This is a genomic window from Dyadobacter sp. NIV53, assembly GCF_019711195.1.
Classification (GTDB): Bacteria; Bacteroidota; Bacteroidia; order Cytophagales; family Spirosomataceae; genus Dyadobacter.
Genome location: NZ_CP081299.1, coordinates 5,691,713 through 5,707,165 on the forward strand (window position 1 = coordinate 5,691,713; position 15,453 = coordinate 5,707,165).

Consider the following 15,453-nt stretch of genomic DNA (forward strand, 5'->3'; position numbering starts at 1 on the left):
GTTATTACCGGATGAGTACTTTCAGGCGGTCATAAAAGCCGGTGCTTTTGAAAGTAAATGTTTTGTGAAATATGTAATTACTTATAAAACTGAATCCCATTCCGACAAGATAACAGATCATATCGTTGACATTTACATCTTTATTTGAATAGGGGAGGACGAAATTGTATTTGGCAAAATAATGGTTTGAAATGTAATAAGCGGCAGTCGAAAATATATAGGTGATAAAACCGGAAAACGCAGCCACCATCAGGAATTTGACCATTTCCCGCCTGCTCTGGTTTGATTTACGTGCGTCAAATGCGAATAATTTGGTCAATGCAAAACCTACCACAAAGGATGCAGCATAAGCTGGTAATATAGATTCCTGGAAAGTTAAATTGAACCAGTCCTGAAATAAACTGCTGCAAAGTAATTGAACTACGGCTCCTGTACCCGCTACAAGGAAATAAACGATGAGATCTTTGACGTTAAAAATTTTATCTTTTTTTCTTAGGGTCACGTGTGCGATAGTTAATGGAAAATGCAATGAGGGCGCAATATTAAAAATAAAATGATCCTGAAACAACGCAGTACTACCAAATTGATCCGGCAGCTCCTTCTATGGCGGATAGCGGTAAAAAATATTTTGTGACTAACCTGACGCTATTAAGTCAGAATGCTTAATCTTTGCCAGTCGTTCAATTTAAATACAGGCAATGGCATTGTTTTTGAAACAAAATAATCTAAAACTTCACCAATAATAGGCGGGCATGATATGTTGCTTATTAAATTATCACTTTATGAAAAAATATTTTTTCGGTACATTATTTACTCTGGCTGTATTAACGGCAAATGCACAAACTCAAAAATGGGCAATAGGTTTTAAAGTAGGTGAACCCAACGCAGTCAGCATACGTAAATATGGTGATCGTAATGGTTTTGATTTAAGTTTTGGTACATATACCGGTTTGTTCAAAAGTAAAACAACTTACAAAAGTTCAAACGATAAACTGGGCGGTGTCGGAGTGATGTTCAACGGAACTTATTTATGGTATGTCCCTTTTTTTAACGAACGGATGATGGCCTATGCAGGACTTGGTGCCCAGTTAAACTCACGCCGTTATTATCCGGATAGAAGTTCTGATATACATACCAATAATATTTCATTAGGGCCTTCAGCAACTGCCGGGCTGGAATTTTTCTTTGCTCAGAAACCTGCTTCACTATTTATAGAAGGAGGAGGTTATCTCGAATTGCTGCCTAAAATTTTCTATTTCAATCCTAATCTGAGTATTGGATTAAGACACAACTTTTAACTGATTTCAATAATCATGTCAAAAAAATACTTTTTTGCTTTTTTTTCAGGTTTTGTTTTGATGATTTCGTCTTGTACAGGCGTACAGAATATGTCGAGTTCTTTGTCTAAATCCGGAAGCAAGCCATCATCTTCGTCTAATGAGTATTCCAGGCATGGTGATTATTTGAAAAATACAGGAGTTGCCAGCAGAGATAGTGCTTCCAGCCAGTCGGGAACTTACCCAAGCGGAGCGAAAAAGTATGAACCGGCTACAGAACCAAATACTACGGCAGTATATAGGAAAGATTATAGCAAGCTAACTGATAAAAAACCTGAGGATTCTGATCTTGTCAAAACTGCAACTGGAAATTCTATTCAGGACTACAATCAGAAACTGATAAACCAGTATGCAGAAATGGATAAACTGGGTGATGTTGTTCTTTATGAAATTGATATCATTGACCGCCGTTATGCAGTACTGCTGAATCAATACAAATCTGCCAGTAACGCAGATCGTGAGGTTATTTCGGGAGAGCTGGACAAACTCACTGCAAACCAGCTTACATTATATAAAGCCTACACCCATGTATATAAAAATGGGAAAACCGATTGGCCGGGTGTGAAGAATGAAGTTGAAACTACTTTGTTCAATTTTAGAGGAATTGACAAAAAATAACAGATACTACAATTTACCAGCCTGCTCCTTTGGTATTTGTTTTAATCCTGCAAAGATAACCGTCAACAGTGAGGTATAGGGTTGAACCATCATTTCCCCATGCACAGTTGGAAGTAAGTTCGCCCATTTCGATTCTGCCCAATAGTTTTCCTTCGGGTGACAAAATTAGCAAACCGCCTGGTCCGGATGACCAGAGATTTCCATCCTTATCAATTTTAAAACCATCCGGCAAACCCTGCAAACCGGCTTTTACCATATCGGTAGCATCATAAAGTAATTTTCCTTTCCCGATATTTCCATTTGCTGCAACCGGATAGGACATCCAGATCGCTTTTTCCGGATCGGACTGAGCAACATATAAAATTTTACCATTGGTACTAAAAGCCAAACCGTTTGGCCTGGTCAGATCTTTAATTTGTAAAGTGGTCTTGCCGTTTGATCCGATACGATACACGCCTAATTGCTGAAGCTCACGGGAAGGGTCGTCCTGTTTTTTGAGTAAACCATAAGGCGGATCAGTAAAATAATAATTCCCATTGACCGGATGCTGTACTACATCGTTTGGGCTATTAAGTCGTTTTCCTTCAAAATTATCACTCAATGTGACCTTGCCACCAACATTCATCGGCATAGCAGCAATGCGCCTGTCACCATGTTCACACGATATAAGCCTGCCTTTGTTATCAATTAATAATCCGTTACTTCCGCGCTCATCGCTGTAATCTCCCAGGCCGGTATAACCCGATGGCTGTAAAAAAACAGAAATCCCGTTCTTTTCTTCCCATTTATAAATCGTATTTTTTGGTACATCCGAAAAAAGCAGGTAACCATCTTCTTTATTCCAGACCGGCCCCTCGCTCCATTCGAATCCGGATGCAAGAACCTCAATTTTGGTTGTTTTAGGAAGGAGTTTTGCAAATGACGGATCTTCATATATGACCTTTCCCATAGTTGGGTAAGTTTTCTGGGCGGAAAGTAAACCAGGAAGAATTAATAGTAAACAGAAGAATATGATATGAATTGATTTCATTCTTAAATGGTCCAAAACAAAAATGAATTGCGGGAAACTGAGGTTTTATAAAAAAAGAATCGAGCCCCGTTATCTACTGTTTGTATCTGGCTTATCTCTCAATTATGATTTGAAGGTTCTGATAAAAATCAAGAAAATATTTGTGAAAGAATAATGCTTGAACAAGCAGGCATTTCAAATTCGGGTAGTATCTGATCGGGACTAAAATAGCTGGAAAATAAAACTTGATTAAAATGTTCTTTTTCCTGCGGAAGTGTAATGATTTTCACCCCGCTGCTTAAATTATGAATTATAAGTACTGATTTTTCAGCATGAGGCCTTTCGTAGCTCAACAAATTTTCATCATTTAAATGTACTTCCAATAAATTAGGAGCAAGCATCTGGCTCAATGCAGGCTCTTTTTTTCGGAGAGCAATCAGCGATTTATAATGATTAAAAATGGATTCAGGTTCGTTTTTTTGAATTTCAAGTGGTATTACGTTTTGTTTGGTCGAAAATTCGGAATGAAGCCAGCTCGTTGTTCCTGTGTCATTTTTATTGTCGGTCCACAAAAACGGTTCCCGTATATATGGATCGGGCTTGGTTCCGAGCATACCAATTTCTTCACCATAATATAGATAAGGCTGTCCCGGCAAAGTCAATAATATTGTTGCTGCCAGTTTTATTTTATTCCTGTTATTTGCTACTACACTTCCAATCCTGTCCTGGTCGTGGTTAGTGAGCATAATGGCATCAATAAACAGCGGATTATATTTGGCAAATAGCTCGTAGCTTTTAATCAGCTTTGAGATCAGATTCTCATCTTTTTCATGAACCAGGATCCGTTGCAGCGCAAAACTCAGGTCAAAGTGAAAAGTAGCATTCAGGTTTTTGAAATAAGGGGCAACTTCCTCTGTTTCTGCCCAGACTTCGCCTATAGTATAAGCACCAGGACGGGTTTCCTGTATTAATTCGCTAAAAAACTTCCAGAATTCAAGGCTCCATTCTTTTTCCCATTCCGGGAAAATATGCCTGGCGGCATCCAGCCGGAAGCCATCTACTCCTATGTCATTAAGCCAGAAACGGATCACTTTCTGGAGTTCAGCTTTTAATTCCTGTGAATGATAGTTGAGATCGGGCATTGCATGAAAAAACAAGCCATAATATTTTTCAGGATCGTCGGCATTTTCATGCCAAGGATACACTTCCTGGGAATCATCCGAGGTCTGGCGTTTTTCGATACCAAGTTTTTCAATTTCCTGGGCAGTCATCCACCAATAGAAATTCCTGAATTTGTTGTCCGGGCTGTCACTCGCTTCAAGAAACCAGGGATGCTGATTACTGGTGTGGTTTACGATAAGATCTATATATACTGCAATATCATGCTCATGCGCTTTTAGGAGTAATTCCCTGAAAATTTCTATCGTTCCGAATTCCGGATCAATGCCGAAATAATCAGTGAGGTCATATTTATGATAACTTGGTGATGGATGTATAGGCGTAAGCCAGATCGCCTCAACGCCTAATTCCTGCAAGATAATCCAGTTTGGAAATAATGCCATTCAGATCCCCGATGCCATCGCCATCCGAATCACAAAATGAACGGACAAAGATCTCGTAGCAAACTCTTGGAATATATTTTGGATTATCAGGTATCATTCAGAAAGCCAAAGTCTACAATAAATTTATTTGGAAAACCGGGTCATGTATGGTTTAAGCATCTGGTAAACGACATGAACAGGAAGTCCCATAATGGAGTAAAACGAACCTTCGATTTTATCAATCCCAATCATTCCAATCCATTCCTGAATGCCATATGAACCCGCCTTATCGAATGGTTTATATTGCTCAATATAATGGTTTATTTCGGTTAACTCCAATTTGCGGAAAGAAACAAGTGCAACATCGGATAAGGTCGTTATGGTTTCATCTGCCAGCAAACTCACCGCTGTTATTACTTCGTGGGTAGTGCCTGACAGTAAATTCAGCATTCTGAGTGCATCTTCTTTATCTTTTGGCTTTCCTAATATATGGTTTTCCTTAATTACCACGGTATCAGCAGTCAAAACCAGTTTGTCGCCATGTGTTCCCTGAAACATTTCAGCTTTCCGGTGAGAAATATAACCGGCAATTTCACCAGGCAGTAAATTTTCAGGATAAGTTTCATCCGTTGGCAGAACTTCAACAGCAAATGTAAACCCGGCTTTATTTAACAATTGTTTTCTTCTGGGAGAGTTAGATGCAAGTATAAGCGGTTTATTGAGGGAAAGCATGTGAATAATTTAATTGGAAAAATATTTTACTGAGCGATGAACTATTAATAGACAAATATATGTTACTACATTAAATGTATATACATGTGTATTGCATTCTTAACGATCAAGGCTATGTCTATTGAAACTGATATTAAACAAAAAAATTTCGAAGCCCTTACCAGAGGCTCGCTATCAATTTGGTTTATACCAGCAATTGGATTCAGTATAAACAAATGGAGCTTTTCCGGGAACATGATTTAACGCTTCAGCAATACAATGTGCTTCGCATTTTAAGAGGGCAGCAATCCAATGCAATTAAGGTAAGTGATATTGCGGAGCGAATGCTCGATAAAAATTCAAATACTTCCCGGCTGGTTGATAAGTTACTCGTAAAAGGTTTGGCAGAACGCACTTCCTGTCCGAGTGACCGCCGTGCCGTAGATGTGATTATTACAGAACATGGATTGGATCTTCTGGCGAAAATTGATCCGTTACTCGAAGAATGGGAAAACAAGATGAGTGCTACTATTACTCCCGAAGAAGCAGAAAGCATAAGCGCATTGCTTGACAAGATGCGTAAGTCAGATAACAATTAATTCAATAAACAATAATAATAAATACAAACAATCAATTTAATTAGAATGAAAACTACAATGAAATCTCTTAAATCTATTTTTGTTGCATCTCTTGCGGTTGCACTTTTTGTTTCTTCTGCTGCGTCGGCTGAGGATGGAAAAAAAGCAACTACTTTAAAAGTAAATGCTTCTAAAAGTGAATTGACATGGCTTGGTAAAAAAGTTACAGGTGAACATACTGGTAAAATTTCCCTGAAAGAAGGTACAATGGTTTTGGATGGAGCTAAACTTAGCGGTGGTAAATTGGTAGCCGACTTGTCAAGCATCACTTGTACTGACCTTACGGATAAATCTTACAACGAAAAATTAATCGGTCACTTGAAATCAGAAGATTTTTCTCTACTGAAAAATTCCCGACTGCTACTTTCGTAATTACAAAAGCAACTGTAAAAAGCCCGGGTTTATATGATGTAACCGGAGATCTTACGATCAAAGGAATTACAAAACCTGTAACGCTTCCTGTAACAGTAACTGCTACTTCAACAGGTGCCGAAGCAACTGGTAAATTGGTAGTTGACCGTTCTAAATATGATATCAAATACAATTCTAAATCATTTTTTGAAGGTCTTGGAGACAAAATGATCCACGACGATTTCACAATTGATTTCAAATTGGTTGCAGCAAAATAATTAATTGCTGATTCTATATCTGGGATAAATAAAGTGCCTGCCGAACGAAAGTTTGACAGGCATTTTATTGTTGTAGGTCGATAGCGCGAACTTCAGGCTATCAAACTCCATAAACCGGAAAGTCATCCATATAATGAACCTGACCATCAATTGCCTGAAAACAATAATGGCTCATTCCATTTGTCGCAGCAAGATAAGTGGGGCGTAATGTGAAATTATAACGGCTTATTTGTGCAAGTGCAGCTTCGCCTATTTTTATAAAAGGAGCCTTACATTCTACGAGTAAAAATGGTGATCCATCAGTTGCCAAAACCATAATATCTGTTCTTTTTGCCAGCTTATTATAGCGCATTCCGGTTTCTATGGCAAACAGGGACTTTGGATATTTGTATTGGGTTATCAATAAATGTATAAAGTGCTGGCGTACCCACTCTTCCGGCGTAAGCGAAACGTATTTCTTACGTATAATATCAAAAATATATGGTTTCCCGTTTACGTGCTTAACTTTGTAATCAAACGCGGGGAGATTTAATGGTTCCATCGACGAAGATAAGTGATTGTAAAAGAAAACATCATAGCAAACAAACCAATAATATTTTGAAATTATGACGACAAAAGAGCAAATCGTTGAGAACTGGCTTCCCCGTTACACTGGTACGCCCATGGAAGAATTTGGGAAATATATCCTTCTTACCAATTTTGGGAATTACGTAACAATGTTTGCAGAAAAGTTTGGAGTACCGGTAAAAGGGCAGGGGCGTGCTATGCAAACTGCTACTGCAAAGGATATTACTATTGTTAATTTTGGGATGGGAAGTCCTATGGCTGCTACGGTAATGGATTTGTTGTCTGCCATCAACCCCAAAGCCGTATTGTTTTTAGGTAAATGCGGCGGCCTTAAGAAAACTCAGGTAGGGGATCTTATACTTCCAATTGCGGCTATTAGAGGAGAAGGTACCAGTGATGATTATATGCCTGCAGAAATTCCTGCACTTCCCTCTTTTCGTTTGCAAAGTACCGTTTCTGCAAGTATAGCCAAGCACAAACTGGATTACTGGACAGGTACAGTTTATACCACGAACAGAAGAATTTGGGAGCACGACGATACTTTTAAGGAATATCTGCGTGAAATAAGAGCTATTGCTATTGATATGGAAACGGCCACTATTTTCATTGTGGGTTTTGCGAATGCTATTCCGCACGGAGCTTTGCTGCTTGTATCGGACAATCCATTGGTACCGGAAGGTGTAAAGACAGAGGAAAGCGATAAAAAAGTGACAAATAATTTTGTCAAAACACATTTGGAAATTGGCATTGAAGCACTAACGGAACTAGCCAGATCAGGGGAATCGGTAAAACACCTTAGATTTGAAAGTTAGGAAATCAGGACTGATATGTCCTGAAATATTTTAGGATCAGATAAAAATGAAATAATGGAAGAGAGATCTCTTTATGAAAGAATAGGCGGGGATGAGGCCTTGAAATTACTTACTGACCGGTTTTACGATCTGGTTTTTGAGCATGAGTTAATTTCACGGCTTTTTAAAAGTGATAAAAACGAGATCAGGGAAAAGCAGCGTTTGTTCCTCACTCAATTTCTGGGAGGGCCGCAACTTTATTCCGAAGTACATGGCCATCCGATGATGCGCGCCAGACATATGCCGCATGTCATTACTGAGGACGATGCCGTAGCATGGCTGCAGTGTATGTCAGCGGCAGTAGGCGAATTGCCTATTGACAAAGAACTCAAAGGACGAATTATTTGACCGATTTCCACGAACTGCATTTTTTATGGTAAATCACGACTGATCTTCTCCTATTTCAGTCGTTTTCTTTCTAAAATTAAAAAATTAAGATGATTTGTTAAATTAATTGATTTAGAATTAATCTAAATCCTCGAAAATGCGTTATATTGCAGCATAAGGAAAAATATAAGCATTGTTTCAAAAAATATAATTTTTAAGATAGATATGGATGTTGTCTTGGTAACAGTACTGCAATTATTTATAGGGGTTGTCCTGGTAATAGCATTACTCATAACGGCAATAGTATTCGCCCCGGTTCATTTAATGCGCATGCTTTCAAGCGGTATTTTGCAGCCCCAAAGCGTCAGGTTTTAAATCAAATTCTTTCTTCATTTGCTGCCTGGATATCGTAAAGGACGAGAATTTCTTACCTTTGCGGCATGAATTTTAAAGAGCAGTTAATCCGTTATCCTATTCTCGAACTTGTTGCCAGTGCTTCGGCAGAGCTTGGAGTGGATGCGTATATCATAGGCGGGTTCGTCCGCGATCTTATATTAAAACGGGAAAGTAAGGATATTGACATTGTTTCAATAGGTAGTGGAATTGAGCTGGCCGAGCTGGTAGCGTCGCGGCTTGGGCCGGATGTACATGTGAGTATTTACAAAACTTTCGGAACCGCACAGATCCGTCAGGGAGATTTGGAAATAGAATTCGTTGGAGCCAGAAAAGAATCTTATCGATCAGATTCGCGTAAACCAGCGGTTGAGGACGGAACTTTACAGGATGATCAGAACAGGCGTGATTTTACCATTAATGCAATGGGGATCAGCCTGCATAAAAAAACCTTTGGGGACCTTGTTGATCCTTTCGAGGGCGTCAGGGATATTAGAAAAAAAATAATACGTACGCCACTGTCTCCTGATATTACTTTCTCCGACGACCCGCTTCGCATGATGCGTGCCATACGGTTTGCTTCCCAGCTTAATTTTGATATTGAGGCCGATACTTTTGATGCTATTATCAAAATGAAGGAGCGTATCGGAATCGTTTCAGCAGAACGGATTTCTGATGAAATGAACAAAATAATACTTTCACCAACACCATCATACGGGTTTAAACTATTATATCACGCCGGGCTCCTGGCCATTATATTCCCTGAAATGGTGGATTTGCAGGGTGTGGAAAATATAGATGGGAAAGGGCATAAGGATAATTTTTATCATACTTTACAGGTGCTGGATAATGTATCTCAGCATACCAGTGATCTTTGGCTGAGATGGGCTGCCATACTACACGACATTGCAAAACCGGCTACTAAAAAATTCGATAAAAAAGTAGGCTGGTCATTTCATAATCATGAGGAAGTTGGGGCACGTATGGTTCCGGTTCTTTTTCAGAAGGATGAAACTTCCGTTAAATGAGAAAATGAAGTTTGTCCAGAAACTGGTTCGTCTGCATTTGCGTCCGATCGTATTGTCGAAGGAGCAAATTACGGATGCCGCAATGAGGCGTTTGCTGGTAGAAGCAGGAGAAGATATTGAAGCCCTGATGAAACTTTGCCGCGCTGATATTACTTCTAAAAATCCTGATAAAGTAAAACGCTTTCTCCACAATTTTGATTTGGTTGAACAAAAACTGAAAGATCTGGAAGAAAGGGATAAACTAAGAAATTTTCAACCAGTGATTACCGGTGAAATTATCATCAAAACCTTCGGCTTAAAACCGTCGCGGGAGGTAGGTGTAATGAAAGAATTGATCAGAGAGGCTATTCTGGAAGGAATTATTCCGAATGAGCTTGAACCAGCTTACGATTTTATGATTAAAGAAGGCCAGAAAATAGGTCTTAACGTTGCTGATGTAAACACAAATGAAATTCCGGAATAATTTACCGGGCATTGTTGTTCATGATGTTTTGAATACTTTTGCCTTAAAAATAAAGAATATTTCTCCTCACTACATATTTTAATGGAAGCTACACGTTTCAGACGCTTTTTTGGTGCACTTCTTACCCTTTTAGGAATAGCGGTTTTACTTTTTGCCTGCGTTGCTTTTTTATCCGATAAGCCGGTATTAGGCCTTACAGTCAGCAAATGGGAATCAGTTGTTCCGTTTTTGGTAGGAACCGTTTTTCTTTTGACAGGCGTAAACCTGGTGAGCAGAAGCTAAACCGGTCGGACCAAAGTTGCTCCTACAATACATTCCAGGCATTTGTGCTGGGTGCAATAATGGTTATACCATTCTATGAGCGATTGCGAATCGGCTGCGGTTTTTACATGCATATCAAGTAATTCCCATTCTCTTGTGATCCGGTTATTTTCTGCTGGTATTTCTGAAAGCCATTTTATAGCCTTATCCTGCATTTCAGGTTGCTGGCGGTGTTTTGAATAGGCTACCATTAATGGAATTGCTGCATTGATAATCAACAAATTTGCTGCATCTTTTCCCATGGACGGAACCTTGGATTTAGACAATTTGCCTAATTGGAAATGTGTACTCCAGTAATCAGATTGTTTTAAATTAAATAAGGAATATAATTCCTCAATATGATCAGCAGAAGTTAACGAAGAAAAGATTCCGGCGCTTTTGCTGATCAAAACGGCCAGTTGTGCAAGACGTATTGTAGGAAACCCTGCCGGGCGAAGTCGTAAAAATTTCCATTCCTGAACGCTCATTGGAATATTTGACAGACGGTATTTTGAAGAAAGAAACAAATATTCCCTGCGGAGTTCTCTGATATAAACATATTCATGAGAAGATTTATCGATGCCTTCCAGATCTTGTAATTCTGGTAACAAGCCTGCACAGCCAAACAGTAGTGCTTCAATTTGTATAGGGCTGTTCCTGTGTTTTTGAAGGATTTTTAATGGAACAAGCTGGCTTAATCTTAAAAATGCGGGATCATTGAGTTTAAAACCAAAATGCTGAGAAAGCCATTGATAAGCTGTTTCTTCCCAGTCCTGCTGATTTGCTTTTAAAAGATTCATAACCTGCGACGCTTTTTTATCCAGGCGTTCGAGCAGGACACGATCCATCATTGAATATTTTTGCAGGTCATTTACACTTTCAAAACTTTTACTGCATGGAATTTCTTCTTTTTCATGCAAAAGGTAGCCATAACGCTCTATTACAGATAATTTTACCAGCCCTTTTAGTGTCAGTGTTGGTAGCAAAGTGCCGTCTTTCCGTAATACTGGTTTGTCGTTTTCCCAGACAACATGTAAAACAACACTTTCGTAGGACAAGTCCGTTTCGTGATTATGCTGAAACCAATCGGAAGATTTGACATGGATCTCAACACAACCAGCCCAGTCCACTCCGTCAATCTGAACACGGACTTCGGAAAAATCAGGGCCGGCGTTGTTGTTCAGATAACCTGTTCTTAAAACTGATAATCGGGCTCCTTCGTCCGTAAGCATATTTTCAGTCTCAAAATATTGAAACCGCCAGATAAAACTTAATATATCTTCATTCATAGAATTTAAAAAACGAATTGAGAAGACAGCCTGACCGGAATGTTGATCACATATTAACACGTGTCGTTCGTTTCGGATGTTGAGACGCAACTTTATTCAATAGGTTTCGGTATTGGAAGAAAATATATAAAATACTGTCGTTTTATTAAATTTTTTGAAAATTGTATTCTTTTATGATTTTTTTTATATTAAAAATAAATATTAGATTATTGCTTGTAGTCTAATTATCAGGTAGATAATCAGACGCGGCTCAAACTTTATTCATAGTGTTCTGAAACATAGCGAAAATGAAAATAACCCTGATATTGGTAAATATTTTCTTTGCCTATGCCTGATTAGTTTCAGTTCTTTGTATTCATATTACTTATCAGATATCAGGAAAAAACATTTTATGCTCCGCCGTTTGCCATTTATTGCTCTTCGTTTCTTTATATATTTTTTAATTATCTCCGTCGTCTGGGTTTTTATATTAAGGTTTTTACCGGTTTGGGTTACCCCATTTATGATCTCCCGGAAAATTGAAGCTTTTAAAGCCGACGAGGAAACCAAGATATACAGCGATTGGGAGCCTTATGAAAATATCTCCAAAGAAGCGGCACTGGCTGTTATCGCCTCAGAAGACCAGAATTTTCCGCATCACTGGGGTTTTGATTTTAATGAGATTTACGATGCCATGACTGAAAAACGGAAACGTGTCCGTGGTGCCAGTACGATTTCACAGCAGGTTGCCAAGAATGTTTTTTTATGGCATGGAAGGAGTTTTATCAGAAAGGGGCTTGAAGCTTATTTTACCATTCTGATTGAAATTATCTGGGATAAAGAACGTATCCTGGAAGTGTATCTCAACGTGGCCGAAATGGGAAAAATGACATTTGGCGTAGAGGCAGCTTCTCTTCGTTATTATAAAAAATCCGCCAAAAATCTGACACGTGCCGAAGCAGCCAGGATTGCCGCAGTATTGCCTAATCCATTGCGTTTTTCAATTAAAAATCCTTCTTCATACGTAATAAAACGTAGCGGACAGATTTCCAGGCAAATGCGATCTCTGGGTGGCCAAAAGTACATTGCTGATTTGTAGCATACTGGATATATTCTATTTTGGATAAACGAATAAAGCCTGCATGCATACAGGCTTTATTCGTTTCAGGGGTTAATGAAACTACATTTATTTTATTATAGCTTTAATTAAAACCGGCTGATGGTCAGACGGATAACGCTGTTCTTTGGCATCTGTTAATACGCCGTATTTGAGAACATCCACATTTTTACTCACAAAAATATAATCAATCCGCATATCCATAGGCGCATCAAATTTAAAGCTGTTGAATGTTCCTTCCGGGCCGTAAGGTGGTTGTTTGGTTACTTCATGCGTATCATTCAAAATTGTTTGAATGGTTTTAATCTGTTCTGTTTCTGGTGTAGAATTGAAATCTCCCGTTAAAATTACGGTTGCATTTCCCGCAATTTCCCTGATCTTTTTTACCATTAAAAAACCCGATTGACGGCGGGCTTCAACACCCTGGTGGTCAAAGTGAACGCAAAAGAAAAAGAACTCCTTTTTTGTAACCAGATCCTGGAATTTTCCCCATGAAGAAATACGGTTGCAGCAAACTGCATCCCAGCCTTTTCCCGGTTTATCAGGCGTTTCGCTTAGCCAGAAATCACCTGATTTTATTAGTTTAAAACGATCCTTTTTATAGAAAATAGCGGAGTGCTCGCCTGCCTCTTTACCATCGTCTCTTCCTTTTCCTGTGTATGCATATTCTGATAATTCTGCTACATCTTTTAACTGTCCGATCAGTGCTTCCTGGACACCAAAGATTTCGAAGTCATGAAATTTTATTAATCCTTTTACATTTTCTTTCCGGTTTGGCCACGCATTGATTCCATCACCTTTGTTGTCGTAACGCAGATTGTAAGAAGCAATGTTGATTGGTTCATTCTTTTGAGCGAATGAAAGCTGGTTTATTAATGATGAAAGTAAAAAAACAAAAAGCAGATTTCTCATAAAACATAATTTTGATCAAAAGTTAATAAGGTCGGGTAACGTATGATTTACTTGAAGGTTATATTATTAAATTATAAACAAAAGAGGCAAATGCGTGAACAAATGCCTCTTTTGTTATTTAAAAGCCTTCAATAAATTACCAGCCGGGAGATTGTTTATAAGCTCCGTTACTTCTGGAAATCTCATCAGGATTAATTGGCCAGGCCATGTGTTTGGCTGGATCAAAATTCCTTGCAGGCCATATTTCTTTCACTTCAAATGCAGAGTTTGGATCTGTTTTGCTTGTATGTATCCTGCCATGCAGAGGCGCGTTGATTTTAGCAAAATCTCCCCACCGTTTAAGATCAGCAAGCCGATCAGTCCATTCACAGGCAAGTTCTACACGTCGTTCATGTTTCAGGTCATTCAAGGTTGGAGCAGAAATAGGTGCCAGTCCAACTCTTGCACGGATCTCGTTTAATGGAATTGCAGCCTCCGCATTTTTTCCTTGCTGGATTAATGCTTCTGCTTTGAAAAGAAGTATTTCAGCATAACGCATTAATGGCAAGTTTAAGCGTGTTGTAGGGCCATCTCCGTTCTGGTTGATCATTAAATTAGATCCTGCCTCTTCATTGGTCCCGTAACTGTATGGTTCCATGTATTTTCTGTTCTGAAACCCGGAAAGGCTATTGGTTGAATAATAAGCCCGTTCTTTCCCAAAGTAAGTGAACTTATCTCCAAATTTAAGGATAGTCACTTCTCTTCTTGGATCAGTGGCTTCATATTCATCATATAGTTCCTCTGTAGGTTGAAAATAACCCCAGCCATTAAAAATACCCCAGCCTTTGTTTTCCAGAGTAACCCCCGGAAATATAGAACCACCCTGAACACCAGAAGTAACGGACCATATATATTCGGAACTCCAGTTACTTTCAATTTTGAATACAGACTGGTAATTCTCTCTTGCACTGCCTTTTCCCGTAACCAAAGCCCGTCCTCCTTCATTCTTGATTTTATCTGCCAATGCAGGTATTAAAGCCCATTTTGTAGCATCGTATTGTGCCCAATATGCGTAGGTTTTTATCATGTATCCCCACGCAGCTACTTTATGTGCCCTTCCCTGATCAGCAGATCCGTAAGTAGAAAATAATGGTAACAGTTCTGCTGCTTTTTCCAGGTCTTTAATAATCTGGGCATAATTATCTGTAACTGAGGCAAGTTGCGGAGGAATTCTTTTTCCATATTCCTCATTTTCAGGCCCATCAAACGGAACTCCCTGATCTTCGTGTCCCCAGGAATAAGCAAGCCAGAAATGTGAAAAGGCACGGATAAAGTATGCTTCACCCAGGGCCTTGTTTTTTACTTCATCAGAAACAGTAGCTGTCGGCAGGCCTTCAAGTGCCTGGTTTGCTTTGTTCATCATCCAATATACATCTCTCCAGCCATTGGCAATGCCGCTTTCACGGCCAGTAATATTAAAATTCTTAATATTATCGCTTTCTGCCCTTACCCGGCCCGGAACGATGTCATCACTGGCATCCTGCATCCAGAACAGGTTACGTCCCCACGTATTTTCGTTGCCCATTTGCACATATATCGCGGCAATTCCCCTTTTTACATCTTCTTCACTTTTCCAGAAAAAAGCAGTTGTAGCTGCTCCGTTTGGTTTAGTGTCTACCCAGTTTTGGTCGCATCCGGTGATGGTTACCATCGACACGAACAATGCAAATATAAATTTGATATTTATTTTCATCTTGAGTTAGAT

General features: G+C 39.1%; 17 protein-coding genes and 1 pseudogene. 10 read left to right on the forward strand and 8 right to left on the reverse strand.

The features are described from left to right. Positions 1-4: 4 nt before the first annotated feature. A complete protein-coding gene (locus tag KZC02_RS23580; RefSeq protein WP_221390921.1) occupies positions 5-502 on the reverse strand; it encodes a GtrA family protein in 498 nt (165 codons plus the stop codon). Positions 503-782: 280 nt separating this feature from the next. Between KZC02_RS23580 and KZC02_RS23585 the strand changes: the two genes are divergently transcribed. Both KZC02_RS23585 and KZC02_RS23590 read left to right on the forward strand, forming a co-directional pair. Then, complete coding sequence (locus tag KZC02_RS23585) at positions 783-1,298, forward strand: hypothetical protein (protein ID WP_221390922.1); 516 nt, start codon at positions 783-785, stop codon at positions 1,296-1,298. A 15-nt stretch (positions 1,299-1,313) separates the two neighbouring features. Beyond that, the gene (locus tag KZC02_RS23590; RefSeq protein ID WP_221390923.1) at positions 1,314-1,955 is read left to right on the forward strand and encodes a hypothetical protein; all 642 of its coding nucleotides are present in this window, start codon (positions 1,314-1,316) and stop codon (positions 1,953-1,955) included. A gap of 13 nt (positions 1,956-1,968) precedes the next feature. Here the strand turns inward: KZC02_RS23590 and KZC02_RS23595 are convergent, their stop codons facing one another. From KZC02_RS23595 to KZC02_RS23605, 3 genes are all read right to left on the reverse strand, one after another. Next, positions 1,969-2,904, reverse strand: coding sequence for an SMP-30/gluconolactonase/LRE family protein (locus KZC02_RS23595; protein ID WP_310590367.1), 936 nt, complete (start codon positions 2,902-2,904; stop codon positions 1,969-1,971). Between the two features lie 209 nt (positions 2,905-3,113). Then, complete coding sequence (locus KZC02_RS23600; RefSeq protein ID WP_229253751.1) at positions 3,114-4,526, reverse strand: alpha-amylase family glycosyl hydrolase; 1,413 nt, start codon at positions 4,524-4,526, stop codon at positions 3,114-3,116. A 123-nt stretch (positions 4,527-4,649) separates the two neighbouring features. Beyond that, positions 4,650-5,237 carry a nucleoside triphosphate pyrophosphatase gene (locus KZC02_RS23605; protein ID WP_221390925.1) on the reverse strand — a complete coding sequence of 196 codons (588 nt, stop codon included), beginning with the start codon at positions 5,235-5,237 and terminating at the stop codon, positions 4,650-4,652. A gap of 215 nt (positions 5,238-5,452) precedes the next feature. Here KZC02_RS23605 and KZC02_RS23610 point away from each other — a divergent pair, with 215 nt between their 5' ends. From KZC02_RS23610 to KZC02_RS33145, 3 genes are read left to right on the forward strand one after another with little or no spacing between them, the layout of a single operon-like run. Then, positions 5,453-5,815 carry a MarR family transcriptional regulator gene (locus KZC02_RS23610; RefSeq protein WP_310590368.1) on the forward strand — a complete coding sequence of 121 codons (363 nt, stop codon included), beginning with the start codon at positions 5,453-5,455 and terminating at the stop codon, positions 5,813-5,815. A 45-nt stretch (positions 5,816-5,860) separates the two neighbouring features. Continuing rightward, positions 5,861-6,226 (forward strand): hypothetical protein, encoded by a 366-nt coding sequence (locus KZC02_RS33140; protein ID WP_310590369.1) that lies wholly within the window; start codon positions 5,861-5,863, stop codon positions 6,224-6,226. Further along, positions 6,178-6,483, forward strand: a complete 306-nt coding sequence (locus tag KZC02_RS33145) for a YceI family protein (protein ID WP_310590458.1) — start codon at positions 6,178-6,180, stop codon at positions 6,481-6,483. The genes KZC02_RS33140 and KZC02_RS33145 overlap by 49 nt, the downstream gene beginning before the upstream one ends. A gap of 100 nt (positions 6,484-6,583) precedes the next feature. Here KZC02_RS33145 and KZC02_RS23620 read toward each other — a convergent pair whose 3' ends face one another. After that, a complete protein-coding gene (locus KZC02_RS23620) occupies positions 6,584-7,024 on the reverse strand; it encodes a type I restriction enzyme HsdR N-terminal domain-containing protein (protein WP_221390926.1) in 441 nt (146 codons plus the stop codon). A 64-nt stretch (positions 7,025-7,088) separates the two neighbouring features. Here KZC02_RS23620 and KZC02_RS23625 point away from each other — a divergent pair, with 64 nt between their 5' ends. The 4 genes and pseudogenes from KZC02_RS23625 (at position 7,089) to KZC02_RS23640 (ending at position 10,394) form a co-directional block, all read left to right on the forward strand. Then, entirely contained in the window at positions 7,089-7,862 is a 774-nt protein-coding gene (locus KZC02_RS23625) for an AMP nucleosidase (protein ID WP_221390927.1), read from the forward strand. A 54-nt stretch (positions 7,863-7,916) separates the two neighbouring features. Next, positions 7,917-8,249, forward strand: a complete 333-nt coding sequence (locus tag KZC02_RS23630; protein WP_229253752.1) for a globin — start codon at positions 7,917-7,919, stop codon at positions 8,247-8,249. Positions 8,250-8,668: 419 nt separating this feature from the next. Further along, positions 8,669-10,112, forward strand: a pseudogene (locus KZC02_RS23635) (CCA tRNA nucleotidyltransferase). An 81-nt stretch (positions 10,113-10,193) separates the two neighbouring features. Beyond that, entirely contained in the window at positions 10,194-10,394 is a 201-nt protein-coding gene (locus KZC02_RS23640; protein WP_221390928.1) for a hypothetical protein, read from the forward strand. Here KZC02_RS23640 and KZC02_RS23645 read toward each other — a convergent pair. Further along, positions 10,391-11,701 (reverse strand): DUF2851 family protein, encoded by a 1,311-nt coding sequence (locus tag KZC02_RS23645; RefSeq protein WP_221390929.1) that lies wholly within the window; start codon positions 11,699-11,701, stop codon positions 10,391-10,393. The two genes, KZC02_RS23640 and KZC02_RS23645, sit on opposite strands and share 4 nt — an antisense overlap. A 391-nt stretch (positions 11,702-12,092) precedes the next feature. Between KZC02_RS23645 and mtgA the strand changes: the two genes are divergently transcribed. Next, entirely contained in the window at positions 12,093-12,779 is a 687-nt protein-coding gene (gene mtgA, locus KZC02_RS23650; protein ID WP_221390930.1) for a monofunctional biosynthetic peptidoglycan transglycosylase, read from the forward strand. Positions 12,780-12,866: 87 nt separating this feature from the next. Here mtgA and KZC02_RS23655 read toward each other — a convergent pair whose 3' ends face one another. After that, a complete protein-coding gene (locus tag KZC02_RS23655; protein WP_221390931.1) occupies positions 12,867-13,709 on the reverse strand; it encodes an endonuclease/exonuclease/phosphatase family protein in 843 nt (280 codons plus the stop codon). Positions 13,710-13,845: 136 nt separating this feature from the next. Continuing rightward, entirely contained in the window at positions 13,846-15,441 is a 1,596-nt protein-coding gene (locus KZC02_RS23660; protein ID WP_221390932.1) for a RagB/SusD family nutrient uptake outer membrane protein, read from the reverse strand. Between the last annotated feature and the right edge of the window lie 12 nt (positions 15,442-15,453).